Origin of the sequence: Nocardia sp. NPDC059240 (assembly GCF_042753865.1) — a bacterium.
GTDB lineage: Bacteria > Actinomycetota > Actinomycetes > Mycobacteriales > Mycobacteriaceae > Nocardia.
In genome coordinates this window covers 186,767-208,106 of sequence record NZ_JBHZAC010000007.1, presented here as the reverse complement: position 1 = coordinate 208,106, position 21,340 = coordinate 186,767, and the positions used below count along the sequence as shown (strand labels likewise).

23 protein-coding genes are annotated in these 21,340 nt (G+C 66.8%); 8 read left to right on the top strand and 15 right to left on the bottom strand.

Features of this window, described 5'->3' with window-relative positions; translation table 11 throughout:
* The first annotated feature begins 11 nt into the window (after positions 1–11).
* Both ACFXHA_RS26070 and ACFXHA_RS26065 read left to right on the top strand, forming a co-directional pair.
* Positions 12–1,448: an alpha/beta hydrolase family protein gene (locus ACFXHA_RS26070; protein ID WP_379361108.1), complete on the top strand. Its 1,437-nt coding sequence runs from the start codon at positions 12–14 to the stop codon at positions 1,446–1,448.
* 62 nt (positions 1,449–1,510) lie between these two features.
* On the top strand, positions 1,511–2,299 hold the full coding sequence (locus ACFXHA_RS26065; protein WP_379361106.1) for a VOC family protein: 789 nt from the start codon (positions 1,511–1,513) through the stop codon (positions 2,297–2,299).
* Between the two features lie 104 nt (positions 2,300–2,403).
* On the opposite strand, the gene ACFXHA_RS26060 is transcribed toward ACFXHA_RS26065, so the two are convergent.
* From ACFXHA_RS26060 to ACFXHA_RS26005, 12 genes are all read right to left on the bottom strand, one after another.
* A complete protein-coding gene (locus tag ACFXHA_RS26060; RefSeq protein ID WP_379361104.1) occupies positions 2,404–3,261 on the bottom strand; it encodes a fumarylacetoacetate hydrolase family protein in 858 nt (285 codons plus the stop codon).
* Positions 3,258–4,406, bottom strand: a complete 1,149-nt coding sequence (locus ACFXHA_RS26055; RefSeq protein ID WP_379361102.1) for a glycerate kinase — start codon at positions 4,404–4,406, stop codon at positions 3,258–3,260. The genes ACFXHA_RS26060 and ACFXHA_RS26055 overlap by 4 nt, the downstream gene beginning before the upstream one ends.
* A 13-nt stretch (positions 4,407–4,419) precedes the next feature.
* A complete protein-coding gene (gene gcl, locus ACFXHA_RS26050) occupies positions 4,420–6,198 on the bottom strand; it encodes a glyoxylate carboligase (protein WP_379361100.1) in 1,779 nt (592 codons plus the stop codon).
* Between the two features lie 5 nt (positions 6,199–6,203).
* Positions 6,204–7,094, bottom strand: a complete 891-nt coding sequence (locus ACFXHA_RS26045; RefSeq protein WP_379361098.1) for a 2-hydroxy-3-oxopropionate reductase — start codon at positions 7,092–7,094, stop codon at positions 6,204–6,206.
* Positions 7,095–7,134: 40 nt separating this feature from the next.
* On the bottom strand, positions 7,135–7,959 hold the full coding sequence (locus tag ACFXHA_RS26040) for a hydroxypyruvate isomerase family protein (RefSeq protein WP_379361096.1): 825 nt from the start codon (positions 7,957–7,959) through the stop codon (positions 7,135–7,137).
* Between the two features lie 153 nt (positions 7,960–8,112).
* On the bottom strand, positions 8,113–9,522 hold the full coding sequence (locus ACFXHA_RS26035) for a nucleobase:cation symporter-2 family protein (protein ID WP_379361094.1): 1,410 nt from the start codon (positions 9,520–9,522) through the stop codon (positions 8,113–8,115).
* A gap of 49 nt (positions 9,523–9,571) precedes the next feature.
* Complete coding sequence (gene pucL / locus ACFXHA_RS26030; protein WP_379361092.1) at positions 9,572–10,477, bottom strand: factor-independent urate hydroxylase; 906 nt, start codon at positions 10,475–10,477, stop codon at positions 9,572–9,574.
* Positions 10,478–10,483: 6 nt separating this feature from the next.
* Positions 10,484–10,828, bottom strand: a complete 345-nt coding sequence (gene uraH / locus ACFXHA_RS26025; RefSeq protein ID WP_379361608.1) for a hydroxyisourate hydrolase — start codon at positions 10,826–10,828, stop codon at positions 10,484–10,486.
* Positions 10,816–11,313 carry a 2-oxo-4-hydroxy-4-carboxy-5-ureidoimidazoline decarboxylase gene (gene uraD / locus ACFXHA_RS26020; protein ID WP_379361090.1) on the bottom strand — a complete coding sequence of 166 codons (498 nt, stop codon included), beginning with the start codon at positions 11,311–11,313 and terminating at the stop codon, positions 10,816–10,818. The genes uraH and uraD overlap by 13 nt, the downstream gene beginning before the upstream one ends.
* A gap of 214 nt (positions 11,314–11,527) precedes the next feature.
* Positions 11,528–12,925, bottom strand: coding sequence for a nucleobase:cation symporter-2 family protein (locus tag ACFXHA_RS26015; protein WP_379361089.1), 1,398 nt, complete (start codon positions 12,923–12,925; stop codon positions 11,528–11,530).
* 118 nt (positions 12,926–13,043) lie between these two features.
* On the bottom strand, positions 13,044–13,430 hold the full coding sequence (locus ACFXHA_RS26010) for a helix-turn-helix domain-containing protein (RefSeq protein WP_379361087.1): 387 nt from the start codon (positions 13,428–13,430) through the stop codon (positions 13,044–13,046).
* Positions 13,423–13,662, bottom strand: coding sequence for a thiamine-binding protein (locus tag ACFXHA_RS26005; RefSeq protein ID WP_379361085.1), 240 nt, complete (start codon positions 13,660–13,662; stop codon positions 13,423–13,425). The genes ACFXHA_RS26010 and ACFXHA_RS26005 overlap by 8 nt, the downstream gene beginning before the upstream one ends.
* 50 nt (positions 13,663–13,712) lie before the next feature.
* Between ACFXHA_RS26005 and ACFXHA_RS26000 the strand changes: the two genes are divergently transcribed.
* The 3 genes from ACFXHA_RS26000 to ACFXHA_RS25990 all read left to right on the top strand — a co-directional run bounded on the left by ACFXHA_RS26000 (position 13,713) and on the right by ACFXHA_RS25990 (position 15,780).
* Entirely contained in the window at positions 13,713–14,477 is a 765-nt protein-coding gene (locus ACFXHA_RS26000) for an IclR family transcriptional regulator (protein WP_379361083.1), read from the top strand.
* A 141-nt stretch (positions 14,478–14,618) separates the two neighbouring features.
* The gene (locus ACFXHA_RS25995; protein ID WP_379361081.1) at positions 14,619–15,038 is read left to right on the top strand and encodes a CD225/dispanin family protein; all 420 of its coding nucleotides are present in this window, start codon (positions 14,619–14,621) and stop codon (positions 15,036–15,038) included.
* 181 nt (positions 15,039–15,219) lie between these two features.
* Positions 15,220–15,780, top strand: coding sequence for a hypothetical protein (locus ACFXHA_RS25990; RefSeq protein ID WP_379361079.1), 561 nt, complete (start codon positions 15,220–15,222; stop codon positions 15,778–15,780).
* 15 nt (positions 15,781–15,795) lie between these two features.
* On the opposite strand, the gene ACFXHA_RS25985 is transcribed toward ACFXHA_RS25990, so the two are convergent.
* Positions 15,796–16,218, bottom strand: a complete 423-nt coding sequence (locus ACFXHA_RS25985) for a MarR family winged helix-turn-helix transcriptional regulator (protein ID WP_379361077.1) — start codon at positions 16,216–16,218, stop codon at positions 15,796–15,798.
* Positions 16,219–16,321: 103 nt separating this feature from the next.
* On the opposite strand from ACFXHA_RS25985, the gene ACFXHA_RS25980 reads away from it, so the two are divergent.
* Complete coding sequence (locus ACFXHA_RS25980; RefSeq protein ID WP_379361075.1) at positions 16,322–17,740, top strand: MFS transporter; 1,419 nt, start codon at positions 16,322–16,324, stop codon at positions 17,738–17,740.
* Here the strand turns inward: ACFXHA_RS25980 and ACFXHA_RS25975 are convergent.
* The gene (locus ACFXHA_RS25975) at positions 17,727–18,731 is read right to left on the bottom strand and encodes a lysozyme inhibitor LprI family protein (protein WP_379361073.1); all 1,005 of its coding nucleotides are present in this window, start codon (positions 18,729–18,731) and stop codon (positions 17,727–17,729) included. The genes ACFXHA_RS25980 and ACFXHA_RS25975 overlap by 14 nt on opposite strands.
* Positions 18,732–18,909: 178 nt before the next feature.
* On the opposite strand from ACFXHA_RS25975, the gene ACFXHA_RS25970 reads away from it, so the two are divergent.
* Positions 18,910–20,061, top strand: coding sequence for a serine hydrolase domain-containing protein (locus tag ACFXHA_RS25970; RefSeq protein ID WP_379361071.1), 1,152 nt, complete (start codon positions 18,910–18,912; stop codon positions 20,059–20,061).
* Positions 20,062–20,165: 104 nt separating this feature from the next.
* Complete coding sequence (locus ACFXHA_RS25965; protein WP_379361069.1) at positions 20,166–20,693, top strand: phenolic acid decarboxylase; 528 nt, start codon at positions 20,166–20,168, stop codon at positions 20,691–20,693.
* Here ACFXHA_RS25965 and ACFXHA_RS25960 read toward each other — a convergent pair.
* The gene (locus tag ACFXHA_RS25960; protein WP_379361067.1) at positions 20,690–21,268 is read right to left on the bottom strand and encodes a TetR/AcrR family transcriptional regulator; all 579 of its coding nucleotides are present in this window, start codon (positions 21,266–21,268) and stop codon (positions 20,690–20,692) included. The genes ACFXHA_RS25965 and ACFXHA_RS25960 overlap by 4 nt on opposite strands.
* Positions 21,269–21,340 lie beyond the last annotated feature (72 nt).

Genomic DNA, 21,340 nt, shown 5'->3' with positions numbered 1-21,340 from the left:
GACAACCGAAAATGCCGATTCAACCGACGGCCGGAGCCGGACGGGCTCTCCTCGTCTGCGCTCTGACAGCCCTTTTGGGCGGCTTGTCCTTTCTCACGACAACCCCGGCGAGAGCGACACCGACCCCGGGTGAGCACGAAGTCACCTTCACGGGAGTCCAAGGGCTCAGCCTGCACGGAACCGTAATCACCCCCACCACAACGTATTTCGACACCCCGGGCATCGTCCTGGTCGGCGGATCCGGCCCGGGTCCACGACAGGAGTACCGCCGAGAAGCCGAAGCCTTCGCCGCGATGGGCATCACCACCCTCATCTACGACAAACGCACCGACGGCTATTCCATCAGTCACCGCGATTTGGGCCTCCTGGCTGACGACGCCCTGTCCGCCGTCCGAGTCCTCCGCGAAACACCCGGAGTGCGACCGAACCAGGTAGGCCTGTGGGGTTTCAGCGAGGGTGGCTGGGTGGCCCCGCTCGCGGCCGCCCGCTCGAACGACGTGGCATTCCTGATCACCCTCGGCGCGTCCGGCTTCACGCCGCTCCGGACCCAGACCTGGAATCTCGCGAATCAACTACGCCACAAAGGCGATTCCAGTCCCCTCGCGACCACCGTCTCCGGTCCGGCCGCCCGCCTCATCGATGCCGCCGGCCTGTTCCCCGCCGCTGATTTCGACCCGCTCCCCGCCCTGCGCAGTCTGCGAATTCCGGTACTCGGGCTGTGGGGACGCCACGATGTCCAGGAACCCCCGGCCGAGAGCGCGGCGGTAGTGCGTGCGGCTCTGGCCGCGGATCCCAGCGTGACCATCCGATTCCTCGACGGCGCGCACAATGGCCGCGCCACCACCAATGGCTTCGACCGCGTCGGCCAGTCGTATGAATCCCCCATCCCACCAGGAGATTTCGCCCCCGGCTACCTGGATGCCATGAGCACCTGGCTGCGGCAGATCGCCGACGGAACCCCACCCGCCTCCTCGGCCGACCCGTCTCCGACGCAGGCCGCGAACAGCCACGATCCCGGCCACGACCTGTTGTCCTCCCCCGCCGTGCAAGCGACCGCTCTCGCTCTGATCGTCGCAGTCTTCCTCGGATACCTGGGAATCTCGTTCGCGAACAAGGGAATACGCACCGCACAGCAAGCCCGCCGAGTCCCCCGCTGGCTGGCCGCGACCGGACTACTCACCACCCTCGCCACGGTGGCCTACGTCCTGTCCATCTACGCGACCGGCGCGCATTCCCTCGGCCCCGTCGTCCTGCACCGCCCGCTCCCCTGGCTCACCCTGCAACTCCTGGCCCTGGCAACCGTGGCCCTGCTGGCCACCACCACCGTCACCACGATCCGGCACCGAGCCGTACTGTCCGCAACCCACCGGTTCGCCATTACCGCGCTGACCTGTACCGGCTTCGTATGGTTGGCCTGGACCCTGAACTGGTCCCTGCTCGTCCGATGAGTTCCCGGGCCGTGCCCCGTCTGCATTCCCGGGACCGAAAGACACCGATCCGAGGAGTACACATGTCCTACCCAGTGCGACCGGGCGACCCGATCTGGACCGACCTGTTCACCACCGACACCGACGGCGCGATCGCGTTCTACGGCGAGTTGTTCGGCTGGACCGCCGATATCGCGCCGGAGCACGGCAACTACATCACCTTCCGCAAGGACGGCAAGGCGGTCGCGGGCGGCATGGTCAACGACGGCAATGGCGGCCCGAACCAGTGGACCATCTACCTGGCCGGCGACGCCGAGAAGACCGCGCAGGCAGTGACCGCGTCGGGCGGCATGGTCGTGGTCCCGCCGATGGCTGTCGGCGATCTCGGCAAGTTCGCGGTGTTCGGCGACAACGGTGGTGTCGGCATCGGCGTCTGGGAGTCCGGCACCATGACCGGTTTCGAGCAGCGCGGCACCGTCGGTGGCGGGCATTGGGAGGATCACGTCGGTGCGCCGTCCTGGTTCGAACTCCACACCCGCAGCTACGACGACGCGTTGAAGTTCTACCGCGAGGTCTACGGCTGGCAAGACCCGTTCACGATCTCCGACGTGCCTGAATTCCGCTACACCACAATCCATTCCACCACCCCCATGCTGGGCGGCGTGATGGACTCGACCAGCTTCCTGCCGCCGGGTGTGCCCGGCTACTGGACCGTCTACTTCGGTGTCGAGGATGTGGATGCCGGCGTGGCCAAGGTGCTCGAGCTGGGCGGCAGCGTTATCGCGGCCGCCGAGGACACCCCCTACGGGCGGATGGCCGCCGTCGCCGACAACAACGGCGTGCGATTCAGCCTGGGCGGCAACAAGTCTTAAACAGGACGAACGGCCCGGTCTCCACAGCGACCGGGCCGTTCGAATACTCCCGCGGCGACGTACCTGGCACCCCAGCTGCGCCTACCACGCCGTCTCGGGAATCCTCACCCGCGCACGCCGGTGGCCAATGTCTGTTGCCGACCCAGCCCCGCGACCTCCACGACGATGACATCACCGTCGCGCAGATACGGTTTCGGTTCCGGCCGACTGACGGCGACGCCCGCAGGCGTGCCCGTGAGCACCAGGTCGCCGGGTTCCAGCGTCATCAGCGAGCTCAGGTACACCAGCAGTTCGCCGACCCCGGAAACCATGTCCCCGGTCGAACCCGACTGCCGCCGTTCACCGTTCACCCACAGCTGCAGCGAAAGCGACTGCGGCGAGTCGACCTCGTCCGGAGTGACCAGCCACGGCCCGATCGGCGTGAAGGTGTCGTAGGACTTGCCCTTCACCCAGGTCGGTTCGCCCGCAATGCCATTGCGCTCGGTGACGTCGTTGGCGGTGACGTACCCGCCGACCGCCCCCAGCGCGGTGGCGGGATCGGTGCAGTCGCGCAGTCGCTGCCCGAGCACCACACCCAGCTCCACCTCGTGATCGGTGGCGCGGCTGCCGCGCGGAATCTCGATGGCGTCGTACGGCCCGGAAACCGTGGTGCCCGGCTTGAGGAACACCACGGGGCTGTCCGGAATGGCCGCGCCGATAGCCGCGGCGTGATCGGTGTAGTTGAGTCCGACGCCGATCACCTTGCCCGGCCGCGCGATCGGCGCACCGATGCGCTCGGTGTGCTCCAGTTCCGGCAGCGCACCGGACGCCAGCGCCCGCGTGATCGCGGCCAGCGCGGCGGGATCACCCAGCAGCGCACCGTCGATCTCGGTGGTGAGCGCCGACAGGTCGCGCAGCACACCGGAATCATCCAGCGCGGCAGGCTTTTCGGAGCCCTTCGCGCCTACTCGCAACAGTTTCACGAAACGCCTCCCGCCTGTTCGGCGACCAGCAGATAGTCTTCGGCAACCCGGAAACCGAGCTGCTGCAACAACATTGCCCCGGCGGTCAGGCAGCGCGCCTCGTCCGGCTCGATCTCGATGAGCGAGTACGCCGCGGCGAATCCGGCACCGTGCAACCGATCCTCGGACAATGTGTTGCGCCCGCAGACCGCGACCACCGGCACGCCCGCAGCGCGTGCGGCGGCGGCGACCCCGGCCGGGGCCTTACCGTGCAGGGTCTGCTCGTCGAGCTTGCCCTCACCGGTGATCACCAGATCGACTCCCGGCAGCTGCTGATCGAAACCGACCAGCTCAAGCATCAATTCGATGCCCGGACGCAGCGTGGCACCCAGCACCGCGAGCGCGGCGAATCCGACACCCCCCGCGGCGCCGGCGCCCGCCGTCTCACGCCGATCCGACCCGAGTTCCGCGGCCAGACGCTGCGCCCACTGCCCGAGAGCGGCATCCAGCTCGGCCACCTGGGCCGGATCGGCGCCCTTCTGCGGTCCGTAGACCGCAGCGGCTCCGGTAGGTCCGGTGAGCGGATTGTCGACATCGCAGGCCACGATGACCTCGACGCCGTCCATCAGCTCCCGCAGGGCGGTCAGGTCGATGGAGTGCACCCGGGTGAGAGCCGCTCCGCCGTCGCCGACGGGATTCCCGTCGGCGTCCAGCAGGCGAGCGCCGAGTGCCTCCAACATGCCTGCGCCACCGTCGGTTCCGGCGCTGCCGCCGATACCGAGCACGATGCGGCGGCATCCCGCCGCGACCGCCGACGCGATCACCTCGCCGGTTCCCCGGCTGGTGGCGGTCATCGGTCGCAGCAGGCCGTCCGGCAGCCGCACCAGGCCCGACACGTCCGCCATCTCGACAACGGCGAGATCCTCTCGGCGGGCGTAGGCGGTCAGCACCGGTTCCCCGGTCGGCCCCGACGCGGTCAAGGGAACCGCGTCGAAGCCTGCCGCGAGTGCGGCGGCGACGGTGCCGTCACCGCCGTCGGCCACGGGCACCACCGACACCTGGGCGTCGGGACGTGCCCGCCGGATTCCGGCCCGCACGGCCGCCCCGACCTGCACCGCGGTCAGCGAGCCCTTGAATTTGTCGGAGGCGATCAGTACACGAGCCATGAATGGAATCCTTTTAGTCCAGCGGGACGGTTGCGGTGGGGGCGTCGGCGAACGCGGAGGCCAGCTCCTCGAACTCCGTGATCGCGTCGATCCCGGCCGCACCCATAGACACGTTGGTGACACGCTCGAGAATGCACTCGACCACGACCGGCACCTTGTACTCGGCCATCAGCGACTTGGCCTTCTCGAAGGCCGGACCGATGTCCTCCGGGTTGAAGACGCGAATCGCCTTGCAGCCCAGTCCCTCTGCCACCTTCACGTGGTCCACGCCGTAGCCGTTGACCTCGGGAGAGTTGATGTTCTCGAAGTCCAGCTGCACGTAGTAGTCCATGTCGAACGCCCGCTGCGCCTGACGGATCAGGCCCAGGTACGAGTTGTTCACCAGCACATGGATGTACGGGATGTTGAACTGCGCGCCGACGGCCAATTCCTCGATCAGGAACTGGAAGTCGTAGTCACCCGACAGGGCGACGACCGGCTCGTCCTTGACGGCGGTGGCCACACCCAGCGCGGCGGGCAGGGTCCAGCCCAGCGGCCCGGCCTGACCGGCGTTGATCCAGTGCCGCGGCTTGTACACGTGCAGCATCTGCGACGCCTGGATCTGCGACAGACCGATGGTGGTCACGTAGCGGGTTTCCGGGCCGAACGCCTTGTTCATCTCTTCGTACACACGCGCCGGCTTCAGCGGCACGTTGTCGAAGTGGGTCTTGCGCTGACCGGTGGCGCGCTTGGCACGCACCTGCTTGACCCACTCGCTGTGATCGGCCAAAGAGCCGACCTTGTCGAGGGATTCGGCGACGGCGATGAACGCCTCCAGCGCGGCACCGGCATCGGAGACGACGCCGTAGTCGGGCGCGAACACGCGGCCGATCTGCGTCGGCTCGATGTCGACGTGCACGAACTTGCGGTCCTTGGTGTACACATCCAGCGCGCCGGTGTGGCGGTTGGCCCACCGGTTACCGATGCCCAGCACGAAGTCCGACGCCAGCAGCGCCTCGTTGCCGTAGATGTGCGAGGTCTGCAGACCGACCATGCCCGCGTTCAGCTCGTGGTCGTCCGGGATCGTGCCCCAGCCCATCAGGGTCGGGACCACCGGAACACCGGTCAGCTCGGCGAACTTCACCAGCAGCTCGTCGGCGTCGGCGTTGATGATGCCGCCGCCCGCGATGATCAGCGGACGCTCGGCGGCGTTCAGCATCGCCAGCACCTTGGCGGCCTGCGCCGGGGTGGCGGCGGGGCGCACGACCGGCAGCGGCTCGTAGGTCTCGATGTCGAACTCGATCTCGGCGAGCTGCACGTCGATCGGCAGGTCCAGCAGCACCGGGCCCGGACGGCCTTCGCGCATCAGCCAGAACGCCTTCTGGAACGCGCCGGGGACCTGCGCGGGCTCCAGCACGGTGTGCGCCCACTTGGCCAGCGGCTTCGCGATGGACGCGATGTCGACGGCCTGGAAGTCCTCCTTGTGGAGCTTCGCGACCGGGGCCTGGCCGGTGATGCACAGGATCGGAATCGAGTCCGCCGCAGCGGCATACAGGCCGGTCACCATGTCGGTGCCCGCGGGACCCGAGGTGCCGATGCAGATGCCGATGTTGCCGGGCTGGGCCCGGGTGAAGCCCTCGGCCATGTGCGAAGCGGCCTCGACGTGGCGGGCCAGCACGTGCTTGATGCCACCGTGCTTCTTCATGGCGGAGTAGAACGGGTTGATCGCGGCGCCGGGCAGGCCGAAAGCCTGTGTGGCCCCTTCCTTCTCCAGGATCAGGACCGCCGCGTCGACGGTACGCATGCGTGCCATAGTGATCAGTTCTCCTTGTCCAGCTTGCCGCTCAGGCGCTCGACGCCGCGCAGCAGTGCAGAGTGGTCCAGGTGGCCGTCGCCGTTGGCGCGGGCCGAGGCAACCAGCTGCGCGATCAGCGAGCCGGCGGGGGTCACCAGTCCGGCCTCACGGGCGGCGGTGGTGAAGATGCCCATGTCCTTGTGGTGCAGGTCGATCCGGAAGCCCGGGGCGAACTCGCGGTTGGCCATCTTGTCGCGCTTCTGGTTCAGCACGGCCGAACCGGCAAGACCGCCACCGAGCACATCGAGGGCCGGGCCCAGGTCGACGCCATAGGCCTCGAGGAAGACGACAGCCTCGGCGAGCGCCTGGATGTTGGTGGCCACGATGAGCTGGTTGGCCGACTTCACGGTCTGGCCCGCGCCATTGGTGCCCACGTGCACGACGGTCTTGCCGACGGTGTCCAGGAACGGCTTCGCGGTGGCGAAGTCCTCGGCCGAACCGCCGACCATGATCGACAGGGTGGCGTTGACCGCACCCGGCTCGCCGCCGGAGACCGGGGCGTCGATCAGACGGAAGCCACGCTCGGCGGCCTGCTTGGCCAGATCCTGGGTGACGTCCGGGCGGATGGACGAGAAGTCGATGATGAGCGCGCCGGCCTCGGCGGTCTCGAAAACGCCCTTCTCACCGGCGAGTACGGCCTGCACGTGCGGGGAGTCCGGAACCATCACGGCGATGACGTCCGCGCCGCGCACGGCGTCGGCGATCGAGGTGACGGCACGGCCGCCGGCGTCGACCAGCTTCTGCGCGTTCGACGGGTTCAGGTCGAAGCCCTTGACGGTGTTGCCCGCGTTCTGCAGGTGCACGGCCATCGGGCTGCCCATGATGCCGAGGCCGATGAAAGCGATATTGGTCATGATCTGTTCCTAAGTCGTTGTGTACGAAAGTCTTCGGGGATTACTTGGCGGCGCGGCGCTCGAGCGGGAGCCACGCGAAGCTGTCCGCGGAGACGCCGGTCGAGGGCTTGTACTCCAGGCCGACCCAGCCGCGGTAGCCGTTGGCCTCGAGGGCCGTGAGCTGCTCGTCGAGCTTCAGCTCGCCGGTGCCCGGCTCGTTGCGGCCCGGGTTGTCGGCGATCTGTACGTGCGCGACGCGGGCGGTGTGCTCGGCGATCACCTTGTCCACGTCGTCGCCGTTCACGGCGAGGTGGTAGAGGTCCGCGAGCAGGCCGATGTTGGAGACACCGGAGGCCGCCTGCACCTTGTCGATCACGGCCAGGCCGTCGACGGCCTTCAGCAGCGGGTAACGGGGAGCGCCGGAGGCGGGCTCGACCAGGATGGTGGCACCGATGCGGTTCGCCGCGATGGCAGCCGCGGCCAGGTTCGCCACGGCCAGCTCGTCCTGGGCCTCGGGGGTGGAGTCGTCCACACGGTTGCCGTAGAGGGCGTTGAAAGCCTTGGTGCCCAGGCGCTCTCCGATACCGACGGTGACGTCGATGTTGTCCTTGAACTCGGCCGCGCGAGCAGGCCACGACACCAGGCCACGGTCGCCACCCGGCATGTCACCGGCGAAGAAGTTGAGCCCGATCAGCTGCACGCCCGCGTCCTGCACGGACGCCACGAACGCATCCACGTCCTTGTCGGCCGGCACGGCCTCGGCGAACGGCCACCAGAACTCGATGGCGTCGAAACCCGCTGCCTTGGAAGCGGCGGCGCGCTCCAGGATCGGCAGCTCGGTGAACAGCAGCGAGCAGTTGACCGCGTAGTTGAGCGAGTGAGTCATGGAATCCCTCCAGTCGTTTCCGCAGAGCGTCTTGCGAGCTTCTGCCCTATTTTCCGCAATGCGGAAATGTTTTTCTGGGATATGAAAATGCTAATGCTCCCAGAACAATCCCGTCAAGGAGTCCCGGGAGCTACTAGCCAGTACTGTGCGGACCTACGAGGGGCGAATGTCGTCCTCGAGACGATCGCCCAGTTCGTCCTTCGCGTCGTCGGCCGCCGCGAACACCGAAGCGCCGGGCTTGTTTCCACGCTTGATCTCGTTGAACGCCACGTTCAACACGATCGCCGCGATGGCTGTCGCCGAGATGCCGGAGTGCATGACCACTCCGATGCCGGTCGGGAACTTGTCCCAAAATGTCGGTGCGGCAATGGGAATCACGCCCACTCCGACCGCCACGGCCACCAGGACCATATTCAGATTGTCGGTGAAGTCGACCCGGGCCAGCGTGCGGATACCGCTCGCCGCAACCGAACCGAACAACACGATGCCCGCGCCGCCGAGGACGGGATACGGAATCCCGGCCACCACGGCTCCCACGACGGGGAACAGGCCCAGCAGTGCCAGCACGACACCGCCTGTCGCGACCACGAATCGGCTCTTGATGCCGGTGAGCGCGACCAGCCCCACGTTCTGCGCGAAGGCGCTGCACGGGAAGCTGCCGAACAGTGGAGCGACGCCCGAGGACAGCATGTCGGCCCGCAGACCGGCCGCCACCCGCTTGGAATCGGCTTCGGTACCGACGATTTCGCTGATGGCGAGCACGTCGGCGGTGGTCTCCACCATGATCACCAGGATCACGATGGTCATGGACACGATGGCGCCGACCTGGAAGGTCGGACTGCCGAAGTGCATGATCGGCGGCAGCGCGAAGATGTCGGCCTTGCGGACTCCGGAGAAGTCCGTGTGGCCGGTCAGCGCCGCGATGATCGTGCCGATCACCAGGCCGATGAGGATCGACAGCCGCGAGATCGCGCCCTGGAACAGGCGACTGATCACCAGGATGATGACCAGGGTCAGCCCCGCGAAGCCGATATTGCCCATCGAGCCGTAGTCGGCGGCCTTGGCGTTGTTGCCCATCGCCCACCGGAATGCGGTGGGCAGCAACGAGAGCCCGATCACCGTGATGATCGTTCCCGTCACCACGGAGGGGAAGAACCGGACCAGTTTCGCGAAGAAACTGGAGAGCACCAGGCCGATCGCACCCGCAACGATGATCGCGCCGAAGACCGGCCGCAGCCCGTCCTCACTCGCGATGGCGACCATCGTCGAGACGCTGACGAACGAAATGCCCTGCACGATCGGCAATCTGGAGCCGACCGGCCCGACGCCGAGCGTTTGTAGCAGTGTTGCCAGACCCGAGACGAACAGGCCCGCTGTCACCAGCAGTGCCATATCCGACGCCGAGAGCCCGGCCGCACCTCCCACGATGAGCGGCGGTGCGATCACACCGCCGTACATCGTCAGGATGTGCTGAGTTCCGTAGACCAGTGACTGCCAGAGCGAATAACGCTGATCCTCTGGACGAGTGACGGTCACTTGCACGCGGCTATGGTCATCGCCCATCGCCGCACCTCCTACCAACTGTACGAAGAAGAACTCAGCGCGGTGCTGATCAGCAAAAGCCTGGGATCGCAGTCCAGGCGTTTCCGGCGTCGCGCGCGTCGTCACGCTCGACGGTGGCCTCGATGAGGCCGTAGGGGCGGTCGGCGGCAATGAAGACCTCGCCCGGGTTCTCCAGGGCGAAGGGGCTCAGGTCCACCAGGAAGTGGTGCTTGTTCGGGGCCGAGAACTTGATCTCCGCGACCTCGGTGAACTGCTCCAGCACAGCGCGACCCATCGAGTAGAGGGTCTGCTGCAGCGCGTAGGAGTGCACCACGGCGAACTGACGCAGCAGCACCTTGAGGATGGCGTCATAGGACTTGTCCCAGTCGACATCGGTGTGGTTGTAGCGCCACTGGGCCACCAGCGAGGTCGCCATGATGCGATCGTTGGTCGGCTGCAGGGTGGTGTACTTGTCCTTGAAGAAGCCGTGGAACTCGGACCCGGTGGTCTTGAGCAGGGTCAGGTCCTTCACACCGGAGACGATGTGCGCCACGCGATCCGGGCCGACGCCGTCGACGTTCGCCACGGTGGTGCGGATGCCCTGGTTGGACTTCACGAACGAGTGATCGTGCGGCTGGCCGTCGACCTCGAGGCGATCCCAGGAGTACTCCTCGACCTCGATGCGCGCACCGGTGGCGGTGGGGGCCCGGGAGATGAAGTGATCCGCGAGGGTGAGGGCGTACTCCTCGATGGAGTGCACACCCTTCTCCTTGGCGAAGGCGAACGCGGTGTTCTTCTGGGTGTCGGTGGGCAGCACGTCGGCCTGGTCACCGGTGATGTGCGCGTCGGAGAACTCACCGCGCAGCGAGGTCGAGACGTTCAGATCGCGGATCTGATGGCGCGGGGTGTCGCGGTAGATCCGGACGACGCGGTTCTCGGCCTTGCCGTACTGGTTCTGTCCCAGCTTGATTGCCATGTGAGTTCAGCTTCCTCGGTAGGTGGAATAGGCGAAGGGGCTCATGAGCAGGGGCACGTGGTAGTGCTCGCCCGCTTGCCCGGCGACCTTGAAGGTGATCGAGACCGACGGGTAGAAATACGTCTGATTCGTTGCGGCGGCATAGCTTTCGATGTCGAAGGTGAGGCGGTAGTTACCGGCCTCGAGGCCTTCGGGGCCGAGATCCTTGATCCGGCCGTCGTCATCGGTCTTGCCCGCGGCCACGATCCGGGCTTCCGGAGTGACCTGTTCCAGCAACACCTCGACGCCGGCCGCGGGCTTGCCCAGCGCGGAGTCGAGGATGTGCGTCGTAATGGTGCTCACGCGTCGAATACCTTTCGCAGTCGGAGAACGGCGATCTTGCGGAGTTCCTCGGCGACCACTGCCGCCTCGGTCTCGTCATCGTTGGTGAGGCGCGTGTTCAGGCTGGCGAGAATCTGCTCGGCCGCGAGGCCGGTGGCGCAGATCAGGAAGACCCTGCCGAAACGCTTCTCATAAGCGAGGTTGCCCTCCAGCAGCTGCGCGGCCACGGATTCGTCCTGGCTGACGCCGGACTGTTCCTGACGCGACCACGCGGAGTGGGTGTCACTGCCCTGGACCCGGTCGCCGATGCGGGGGTGTGCTGACAGTGCGCGGTCGACCTCGTCGGCCGGCAGGTTGCCGGCCAGTTCGTCCGCTCGGGCCAGCACGCCGTCGATATCGGCGTAGGGCCGGGCCGCCAGCACGCCGTCCGCCCAGCTGGGGGCTTCACAGCAGGTCAGCAGGACCGGCAAGAGTTCTTCACTCGCTGTCGAATTGAATTCGACCAACGTCACCATTGGCGCTACCTCTCTCGGATAACGGAAGGGTGATTCCGCTACTTGAGAAGAGTGTCACGGGCCACAAGGTTTCGTCAACATTTTGTTGAAAATGTACGGAAACTGCTGGTCAGGGAGCTACACAAGCAGGTTTTTCAACAGTTTTGACGCGGGGACAGCGGCGTACGGGCGATCTGGATCGACCCATCGCCGCTGATCATCGCATCCGATCCGATTACGGATTCTGAGGGGTGGCCGTTCCTGTTGCCAGCACGTTGCTGCGGTTGCGGAACAGCTGGTTGAGCACCAGAGCCGTGACGCAGCCCGCGCTGATGCCCGAGGCCAGGATGATCGAGAACGGGCCCGGCAGACCGGCGTAGAAGGACGGGGCGACGGTGGGGGTCATGCCGATGAACAGCGAGACGCCGACGATCAGCGAATTGATCGGGTCGCCCAGATCGGCCTTGGCGAGGGTACGGATGCCGCTGGCGGCGACCGTGCCGAACAGAACCAGACCGGTACCGCCGAGAGCGGGCTTGGGGACGAGCTCGACCACGGCACTGGCCACGGGGAACAGGCCGAGTAGGACCAGCAGTGCACCGCTGGCCGCGACCACGTACCGGCTGTACATGCGGGTCAGCGCGACCAAGCCGACGTTCTGCGCGAATGCGCCGCAGGCGAATCCACCCATGACCGAGGCCAGCACGGTGCCGATGCCCGCCGCGCGCAGGCCGCCCGCGATGTGGTGCTCCTCGGCCGGGCGGTCGACGATCTCGCCGAGCGCGATCATGGTCGCGGTGGATTCGGTCATCACCACGAGCATCACGATGCAGAGCGAGACGATCGCGCCGATCTGGAATTCGGGCGCGCCGAAGTGCCAGGGCGGGATGAAGCCGACGAGGGCGGCGCTGTGCACGGGAGCCGTATCCAGCAGTCCCAGTGGCCAACCCAGCAGAGAACCCGCGATCAGGCCGATGAGCAGGGCCAGCTGGCGACCGAAGCCTTTCAGGAAACGGTGACACAGCAGCACCACGACGAGTGCGAAGGCGGCGTCGGCCAGGTTCTTCAGCGGTACGTGCGCCTCGCCCATGGCACCCTCGCCCGCGCCGCTGATCCAGCCCAGCGCGACCGGCAGCAGCGACAGGCCGATCAGCGAGATGACCGTGCCGCCGACGATCGGCGGGAAGAACCGGTGCAGCCGTGAGAAATACGGGGCCGCGAAGACGGCCATGGCACCGGCTACCAGGGTTGCTCCGAAGATGACCGGGAGCGCTTTGCCCGGAGCCGCATCCTTGGCGATCGCCAGGATCGGGCCGACCGCGGCGAACGAACCGCCGTTGATCAGCGGCAGCCGCGCGCCGAACTTCCACCAGCCCAGCGACTGCAACAGCGTGGCCAATCCGGCCGTGAACAGGCTCGCGGTAATGAGCATGACCGTTTCGGGAGTGCTCAAACCGACTGCCGCGCCGACGATCAGCGGCGGTGCGACGACCCCGGCGACCATGGCCGCGATGTGCTGTAGCCCGCCCGCGAGGAGTTGGAACGGCGGTGGAACGACATCGACGGGATGTCGTCCGGGGGCGGATCCCGCATTGCGGCCCGGGGTGGATTCAGCCTCACGGCTCGTCTCCATTGGCGCTACCTCTCTCGGACAGCGGAAGGGTCATTCCGCTAGACGAGAACAGTGGCACGCACCACAAAGCAGGGTCAACAATCCGTTGAATATATATCTGTCGGCCGATTGGGTGCGCCTACGCCCGTTCGCGGTTCAGGTAGTTGTAGACCGTGAAGCGGGTGACGCCCAGCGCCGCCGCGACCGTCTCAGCGGACTTGCGGAAGGTGAACGCGCCCCGCTCTTCCAGCAATCGCACGGCACGCTGCTTGTCGACGCGCGGCAGCCCGGTCAGCGGACCGCCCAGTTCGACCGCCACGTCTTCCAGGATCTTCTCCAGGCCGCCGAGCGTGTCGGGCTCGGGCGCGCCGAAGCGCACGCAGGCCAGGGTCTCGCCCTCCCAGACCACGGGAATGTCGTCGGCCGTGGCCTTTTCGGCGGCCACCAGGCGGCCGCCGGTCTTCTCCAGAATCGGGGCGAGGGTCACCAGCACCGGGTGCGCCTCGCCCGGCGAACGTTCAGTCATCCGTCTCGACCTGCATCGTCACTCTCGTCGCGCCGTGTGCGAAGGCGGCGACCATGATCTCGCCCAGCACCGGCAGTAGTTTGTCGTCCGTACCCGCCACCGAGGTGCCGAGCGGACCGAAATCGCATTCCAGACCGGCCGATTCGGCGAGGTCGAGGGCTGCCAGCGCATGCGGCGGCGCCTCCCCTTCGCCATGGAACGGTTCGGTCGTGAACTCCGCGCGTAGCCGCATGGGGCTCAGGCTACTATTCCGGCATTCGGAAAAGTGAAGGAGGACTTGGAGTGCCCGCAGCAAAGGGACCCAAGGCCGGTACCGGCGGCGTGCAATCCATCGAGCGCGCGTTCGGTCTGCTCGAACTCATGGCGGACGAGGGCGGCATGATGGGCCTGTCCCAGCTCGCCACCCAGTCGGGGCTGCCGCTGCCCACCATTCATCGGCTGGTGCGCACCCTGGTCGACCTGGGCTATCTGCATCAGGAGCCGACACGCAAATATGTGCTGGGCCCCAAGCTGATCAAGCTCGGCGAGAGCTCCTCGCAGATGCTGTCGGTGCTGGCACGGCCGCATCTGCAGCGGCTGGTCGACGAGCTCGGTGAGTCCGCGAATATGGCGATGCTGGACGGGGATCAGATCGTCTATGTCGCGCAGGTGCAGTCGCGGCACTCCATGCGCATGTTCACCGAGGTCGGCCGGCGCGCGCTGCCGCACTGCACGGCCGTGGGCAAGGCGATACTGGCCGGATCACCGCCGGATTTGACGCGGGAGTTGCTGGCGCGCACCGGAATGCCGCGCTACACCGACAGCACCATCACCGAGCCGGAGGAGTTCGCCCGGCAGCTGGCCGAGGCCGCGCGCGTCGGGTACGCCATGGACGAGGGCGAGCAGGAGATGGGTGTGCGCTGCGTGGCGGTGGCGGTGCCCAAAGCCCCGGCACGGCTGGCGATTTCGGTATCCGGTCCGGTGGGGCGGATGACCGAGGAGCTCGTCGACCGGGCCGCGCCGCTGCTGACCGAGGTGGCCGAAGCACTCTCCGGCGACCTGCAATAACAGCGGTTGCCCCGCGGTAGCGCTGATAGCCCGCAGCTATCTCACCGGCGGTTCACTGTCGATTACCAGACACCGGGTGCGTAATCGACGCATAGAGCTCGCGAAAACTCGCGGACCAGGCAATTCGAAAAGGAATCCGCCATGACGACCCCGGACCCCGCCGCTACGCCCGACGAGCCCCGAACAACCGAGCTGCCCGCGGCGACCGCAGCACCCGTTAACACCCAGCCACCGGCACCGGTCCGGCCCGCCAACAATATCGGCTGGGCCGTGGCCTCCCTGCTGTTCTTCTGGCCGCTGTCCTTCTCGGCGTTCACGCACGCCCTCAATGTCTTCCCGCTGTGGAGCGAGGGCGACGGCGACGGGGCGCGGCATGCCTCGCACAGAGCCCGTTATCTCGGGATCCTGTCGCTGTGGATCGGCGGCGCGCTGTTCGTGGTGTTCGCGGTGCTCTACATCGTGTTCATGGTCGTGATGATGCATCACGGCCATCATCACCATCACGGTGGTGGCGGCTGGGGTGGCGGCGGTGGCCGCGGCCCGCGCATGAACCACCCGTAAACGTAGTGGCCCGGGAACGAACGTTCCTGGGCCACAATCATTTTCCATCTTGGCGGATTCGGCACATATCCGAACCGGCGCCCGTTTCGAATCAAGCTGCGGTAGGCATCGATGTTTCGGAATGAGGTTCCCTATGGGCACAGAGCAGCCCACCCGCCCGGTTCGTCTCGTATCTCACCGCGTGTCCCGGTTCGCCCTGGCCGCGACCCTTCCCCTGGCACTCGCCTTACTCGGCACCACGCCCGCCCTGGCCGACGAGGTACCGGTTCCGGCCACCCAACCGGCGGCCGATATCCCCGATTCGCAGATCCGCATCGGCACCGTCCAGCTCGAGCAGCCGTTCTGGCTCACCACCGAGCAGACCCAGCAGATCAATGCGACCGCCGCCGGGGCCGAGACCGCCCTGACACAATCGCTCGAGGCGGCTGGTCTCGATCCGGCTCGCGCGACACACATCGCCAAGACGGTGATCGGTGACGCCGCGGTCGGCGGGGCCGTCGGAGCCACCGCCGCCGCCCCGATCGCGAGCACCGGGGCGGTCATCGGCGTGGTGTCGGGTCTGATCGCCGGACTGCCGTTCGCCCCCATCGGGCTGGTCATCGTCCCGGTCGTCGGTGCGGCGCTGGGCTACGCCATGGTCGCCGCCCCGTTCGCGGCACTCGGTGCGGGAGTCGGCGCGGCCGTGGGCGCGGTCGACGGGTTCGTCAGCCCCGCCCCGGCAGCGGAGTTGCCACCCCTCTGAGGCTGCCGCTCAGTTCTATTGCGCGACCACGAGTTCCAGCAGTGCGTACAGCTCGCGGCGTTGCCGGTCGTCGAGGACGGCCAGCGCGGGAACCGAGGTGAAGACCTCGGCGTCGAGCTGTGCGCGCAGCGCCTCACCGGATTCGGTCAGGGTGATCACCCGGGCGCGGCGGTCGGTGGGGTGAATCTGCTTACGTACCAGGCCCTGTGACTCCAGGCGGTCGATGGAGGTGGCCGTGTTGGACAGGTCCGCGCCGAGCCGGGCCGAGAGTTCCTTGAGCGTCAGCGGTTCCGCGAGCTGCCCCAGCGCCTTGGCCTGCACCGGCGTCACGCCGAGCCGGGTCGTGCTGGCCGCGAAGTGGTTTCGGACCAGGGCGACCGCGCGCTGCAGCACATCGACCAGTTCGGCGGTGGTGGGCTGACGCTGCTGTTCGGTCACCCGGTCACTCTACCTGCGTCTTCGTTATTAGTGGTTGACCACCAACAGTTTCGGCCCCACACTCTTCACTTATTAGTGGTCAACCACCAATAAATGGAGAGTCATGACGACCGCACCACCCGTGGCGAGCCGCGCCACCACCATCCGCTACCTCACCCTGGGCCTGCTCTGCTCGGTGCAGATGATGCTCAACCTCGACGACACCATCGTGAATGTCGCGCTGCCGACCATTCAGCAGCACCTGCACATGTCCGAGACCGATCTGACCTGGATCATCAACGCGTATCTGCTGCTGTTCGGCGGGTTCCTGCTGGTCGGGGGACGCAGCGCGGATCTGTTCGGCGGCAAACGCGTATTCCTGATCGGCGTCGCCGTTTTCGGTGTCGCGTCGCTGACGACCGGGCTGGCGCAGAACGCGGACATGCTCATCGCCAGCCGGGCGGCCCAGGGCATCGGTGGCGCGCTCGCCAGTCCGGCGGCGCTCAGCATCGTGGCGGGACTGTTCACCGAGGCTCGCGAACGCACTCGCGCGCTGGGCATCTGGGCCGGGCTGGGCGGGCTGGCGGCGACACTCGGCGTCGTCCTGTCCGGTGTCATCACCGAATTCGCCGGGTGGCGTTGGTGTTTCCTGATCAACGTGCCGGTGGCCATCGCCGCACTGGTCCTGGTCCAGCGCCTGCTACCCGACCATCGACCTGCCCGCACCGACACTCGACTCGACGGCCTCAGCGCCGCGTTGATCACCGGTGCGATCGCGGCCTTCGACCTGGCCCTCATCGACAGCGGCCATTCCGCCGGCTCGGCCACCGCTTTCCGAGCCGGGCTCGGCGTGATCCTGCTGACCGGATTCTTGTTGCGCGCCGGGCGATCTCGCTCGCCGATGATCCCGCTGTCCTTCTTCCGAGATCGTGACCGGGCCGTCGCCAATTTCGCCAACGTGCTGTTCTGCTCGACCATCCTGTCGATGCTGTTCTTCTTGACGCTGTTCTTGCAGCAGGTCCTGCACTTCAGCCCGCTGCGCACCGGTGTGGCCTGGCTTCCGTTCTGCGCCTTGGTCATTGCCGGGTTCGCGACCGCGGCCGGCCTGGTCACGAAGCTCGGCGTGCGGCCGGTACTGGTGGCCGCCATGGCATCCGGCGCGGTGGGCATGTACCTGCTCGCCCAGGTCTCGGAGACGTCCAGTTATGTAGCGCTGCTGCCGGGCATGCTCATCGCCGGTTTCGGCATGGGCCTGGGCTTCGTGTCCATCACCGTGGCCGCGGTCGGTGAGACGCACGCCGATATCACCGGACTCGCATCCGGATTCGTCACCACCACACAGCAACTCGGCGGCGCCCTGGGACTCGGCGTGCTGAGCACGGTTGCCCTGCACCATCACACGGCTGCGAGCGAGTCCCCCGCCCAGGCTCTGACCGCGGGCTTCCAATCCGCCTACCTGGTGAGCGCCGTAATCCTCACCTGCACAGCGGTTCTCGCCGGCGTCGGCATCCGCGCCGCCACCGGGCGAACTACTTCTTCGTGACCGACCACAAAGCTGCGGGGGAGCCGGGCGAATAGGTCAGGCTGCCGTCGGTGTCCGAGTAAGAATGCGGATACCGCAGGCAGAACTTGAACGATTCACCGGTTCCAACCCTGTGCCCGTTCGCACTGTCCGAATCTTCGGGCGTGACAGTGCTGGAGTTCTTGACGTAAGTGAATTGGTCCGTGTTAACCGTGAATCCGGCGTAGCCGCCGATGATCGTCCAGCACGAACTCGAGGCCACCTGCACCGAGAACTGCACCACCACCGTGATGCGGCTGCCCTTCGGGGTCGTATAGGTACCCGACTCCACGCCATTGTCCGGAGTATTCAGCGGTAGCTTCACGGCCGCGACGTCCGTCCCCTTGACCGCGGCGAGCCGAGCCTGCGAGATGCTCAAAGCACAGTCACCCGCTCTCAGCCCATCGATTGTGCCGCCGGTCTGCGGTTCCGCACCACACACGGTGGGCCGGGCCGCCAGCCATGCACTGTCGTCATCGAGGATCGCTTGCCGGTCGGCGGCGGTCGCCTGATCGAACTTGGCCTTCTGCACCACGTCGATCTGCGCATCGACATCCTCGATCTGCCGGTCCTTGCAGTCCTCCATATCCACGGTCGAATACGCGGTCTTGGAACAGGTCTCGGCGGTCGGCTGTCGCTTGGCCGGTTGCTTGTCCTTCGAGTTGAATTCGATGATCGGCACATATCCCGACGCGGGCGCGGCACTCGTCGACGGCGCTCCGGCAACCGGCACCGGAGCCACACTCGTCGCTACTGCGCTGGGCTTGTCCTTCCCGCCGATGATCCCCGCGAAGTACAACCCGCCGACCGTCGCAGCCGCAGCAATTACAGCCGTGACCGCTCCGAGCGCCACGGCCCGCCCGGCCCCCGACCGCCGCCGCGGCGGCGGCTCGTAATCGTCCCTGATCGGCTCGAACACATCGGTGTCCTGCGACCACACATCTACCGGTCGACGCCGATTATCCGGTGACATCGATGTCCCCTCCACCCAAAGTTCCACTGGCACATCGAAACCCGACCCGCCCCACTCCGAATAATACAAAACGCCCGGTCCGCGCGAAGTTCAAAAGCAGACCGCTCGGCATGGTGGGCGAGTAGATTCCTGGACGGACGCCGTTAGAACCGTTTGCCTAGGCAAGGGAGTCACGGTGATGAACGAATCGTCTCGGCGCAGGGCGTGCGCGATGCTGGCCATCGCGCTCACCATGGCCCTCAGCGCCTGCGGATCGAGCAAGGACCAAGGTTCCCAGCCCACGGTCTCCCCCGAGTCCACCCAGATCACCGACATCGTGCGCAGCAAACTGAGCGAACTCGGCCTCACCGCTGCCGTATTCGGGGTGTGGCGTGGCGACAAGTCGCTCGCCCTCGGTGCGGTGGGCGAGTCGCCGTTGGGTGTGCCCGCCACCGCCGACATGCGACTACGGGTCGGCCAGCCCATGGAGCCGATGCTCTCCACCGTGCTGTGGCATCTGGACGAGCAGGGCGTGGTGGGCCTGGATCAGCCCATCAACCGCTGGCTGCCGGACTTCCCGCGCGCCGATCGCATCACCCCGCGCATGCTGGCCGACAGCACCTCCGGCATTTCCGACTACGTCACCAACCCGGACTTCCTGAAACGCTTCACCGACAACCCGTTCCACACCTGGACCGCCCAGGAACTGTTCGACCTGGCGAATGCCCGCCCGCCGCTGTTCGATCCCGGCACCAGTTTCGCGTACGCGCACAGCGATCTGGTCGTACTCGGCGAGGTGCTGCAGAAGGCCACCGGCAAACCGCTCGGCGAGCTGATCCGCCGCTATGTGCTGGACCCCCTGCGCATGCGTGACTCCGAGGTGGTGCTGAACGCGCGCATCGACGAGCCGGTCCTGCACGGCTACACCACCGAACGCAAGGTCTTCGAGGACGCCACCAACTGGAACCCCACCGCTTTCATCCACAGCGGCAATATGAACTCCACCGTCACCGACGTCGGCCGCTGGGTCCGTGCGCTCGGCAAGGGAGAACTCCTCTCCGCCAAGCAGTTCCAGCAGATGATGGCGCCCTCCACCGCGGGCCTCGGACCCCTCACCGACCAGAAATTCTTCGCCTTCGGACTGCCGCATCTCGGCGACTGGTTCTTCATGAACCCGTCGTACGGCGGCTACTACGGCGTCGCTCTCTACGACACGAAGACCGCGACCACGATCGTCGTCTACGCCACCCTCGGCCCCACCTCGGACCCGAACAAGAACGGTGCCATCTCCATCGGCTCCGCCCTCGCCACCCTGCTGGTTCCCGACCGCCCACCGCAGATCCCCGCCTGAGCATTCCAACCGGTCGGCAGCCATTGCACAGCAAACCCGTGGTCAGCGGCTAGGCTGGCTCCCACACCCGGGTCTTGACGCAGGTCGGCCGAGAGGAGTTAGCGATGAGCGCCGAGGATGCCGCTACCGCACCGGCGATGGCCGGCGATCTGTCGGGGATCGTGGGGCAACACCTCATCTACGCCTACGACAACGGGTGGAAATACGAGCTCTACGTGCGTAATTCGCAGACGGTCGCCTTCCGCTGCCTGATGGGCCCCATGTTCGGCCGCTGGTCCACCGACCAACCGGCGAAAATGATCCAACTCAAAGGCGACATGTACAAGATCGCCTGGGTCGAGCCCACCGGCACCGTCACCGTCCTCATCGCCTGGCTCTGCGAACGCCGCGTCCACACCACCATCTGCTACCCGCAATGGATGCTCGACTACCCCGAAAGCACGCTGGGTCGCTACGAGGACAGCCTCCCCGAGATCGTGAGCGAACGCGACAAGGGCCCGACCTACCCGCAAACCCTGGTCGCCTCCACCGGCCGCATCACCTACCTCGCCACCCGCTCCCCCGACGACGACACCGTCATCGACTGCCCACCGGGCAAACTCCCCCACGACTACGCCAACCGCACCAATTAGCCGCTGCTGGTTCCGGTCATGAGGTCGTAGCAGTAGTTCACCCAGGACGTGACGAAGCGGTCCTCGTCGACGCCGAGCGGGGGTTGGCCGTAGGTCCAGCGGGTGTGGCAGTAGTTGAAGACCGCGCCGATCATGATGGCGGCGGAGGCTTCCGGATCGCTGGACGGGTGACTCGTCTCGGTTGCCCATCCGGTCGTGAACGCCACGGCGGCCAGGTGGGAGGCGTCGACGAGGTGGACGCGGCAGCGGTCGCGCAACTCGGGGAAGCGGTCGCCGTCGCGTTCGACGACGCGGAGCAGATCGCGTTGCTTTTCGATCGCGGTCAGCAGCCAACGGCACACCAGCGTCAATTCCGAGCGCAGGTCGCCCAGCGGAAGCAGGCCCAGCACCGCCGCCTGCCCCTGCTCGATTTCGCGGATCTGGTTGTCGATGGCCGCGGTCAGCACGCCTTCCTTGGATTGGAAGTGCCGGTAGAAGCCGCCGCCGCGCACGGCCAGCCCGGCGTCGCCCTCGATATCGCCGACGGTGGTGCCCGCGAACCCCTTGTCCGCGAACAGCTTCAGCGCCGATCGCATCAGCCGCTCCCGCGTCGAACCGCCGGTTCTGTCTGTCGCAGGTGCGTTCATCTGCACATTATTACCCGGCCC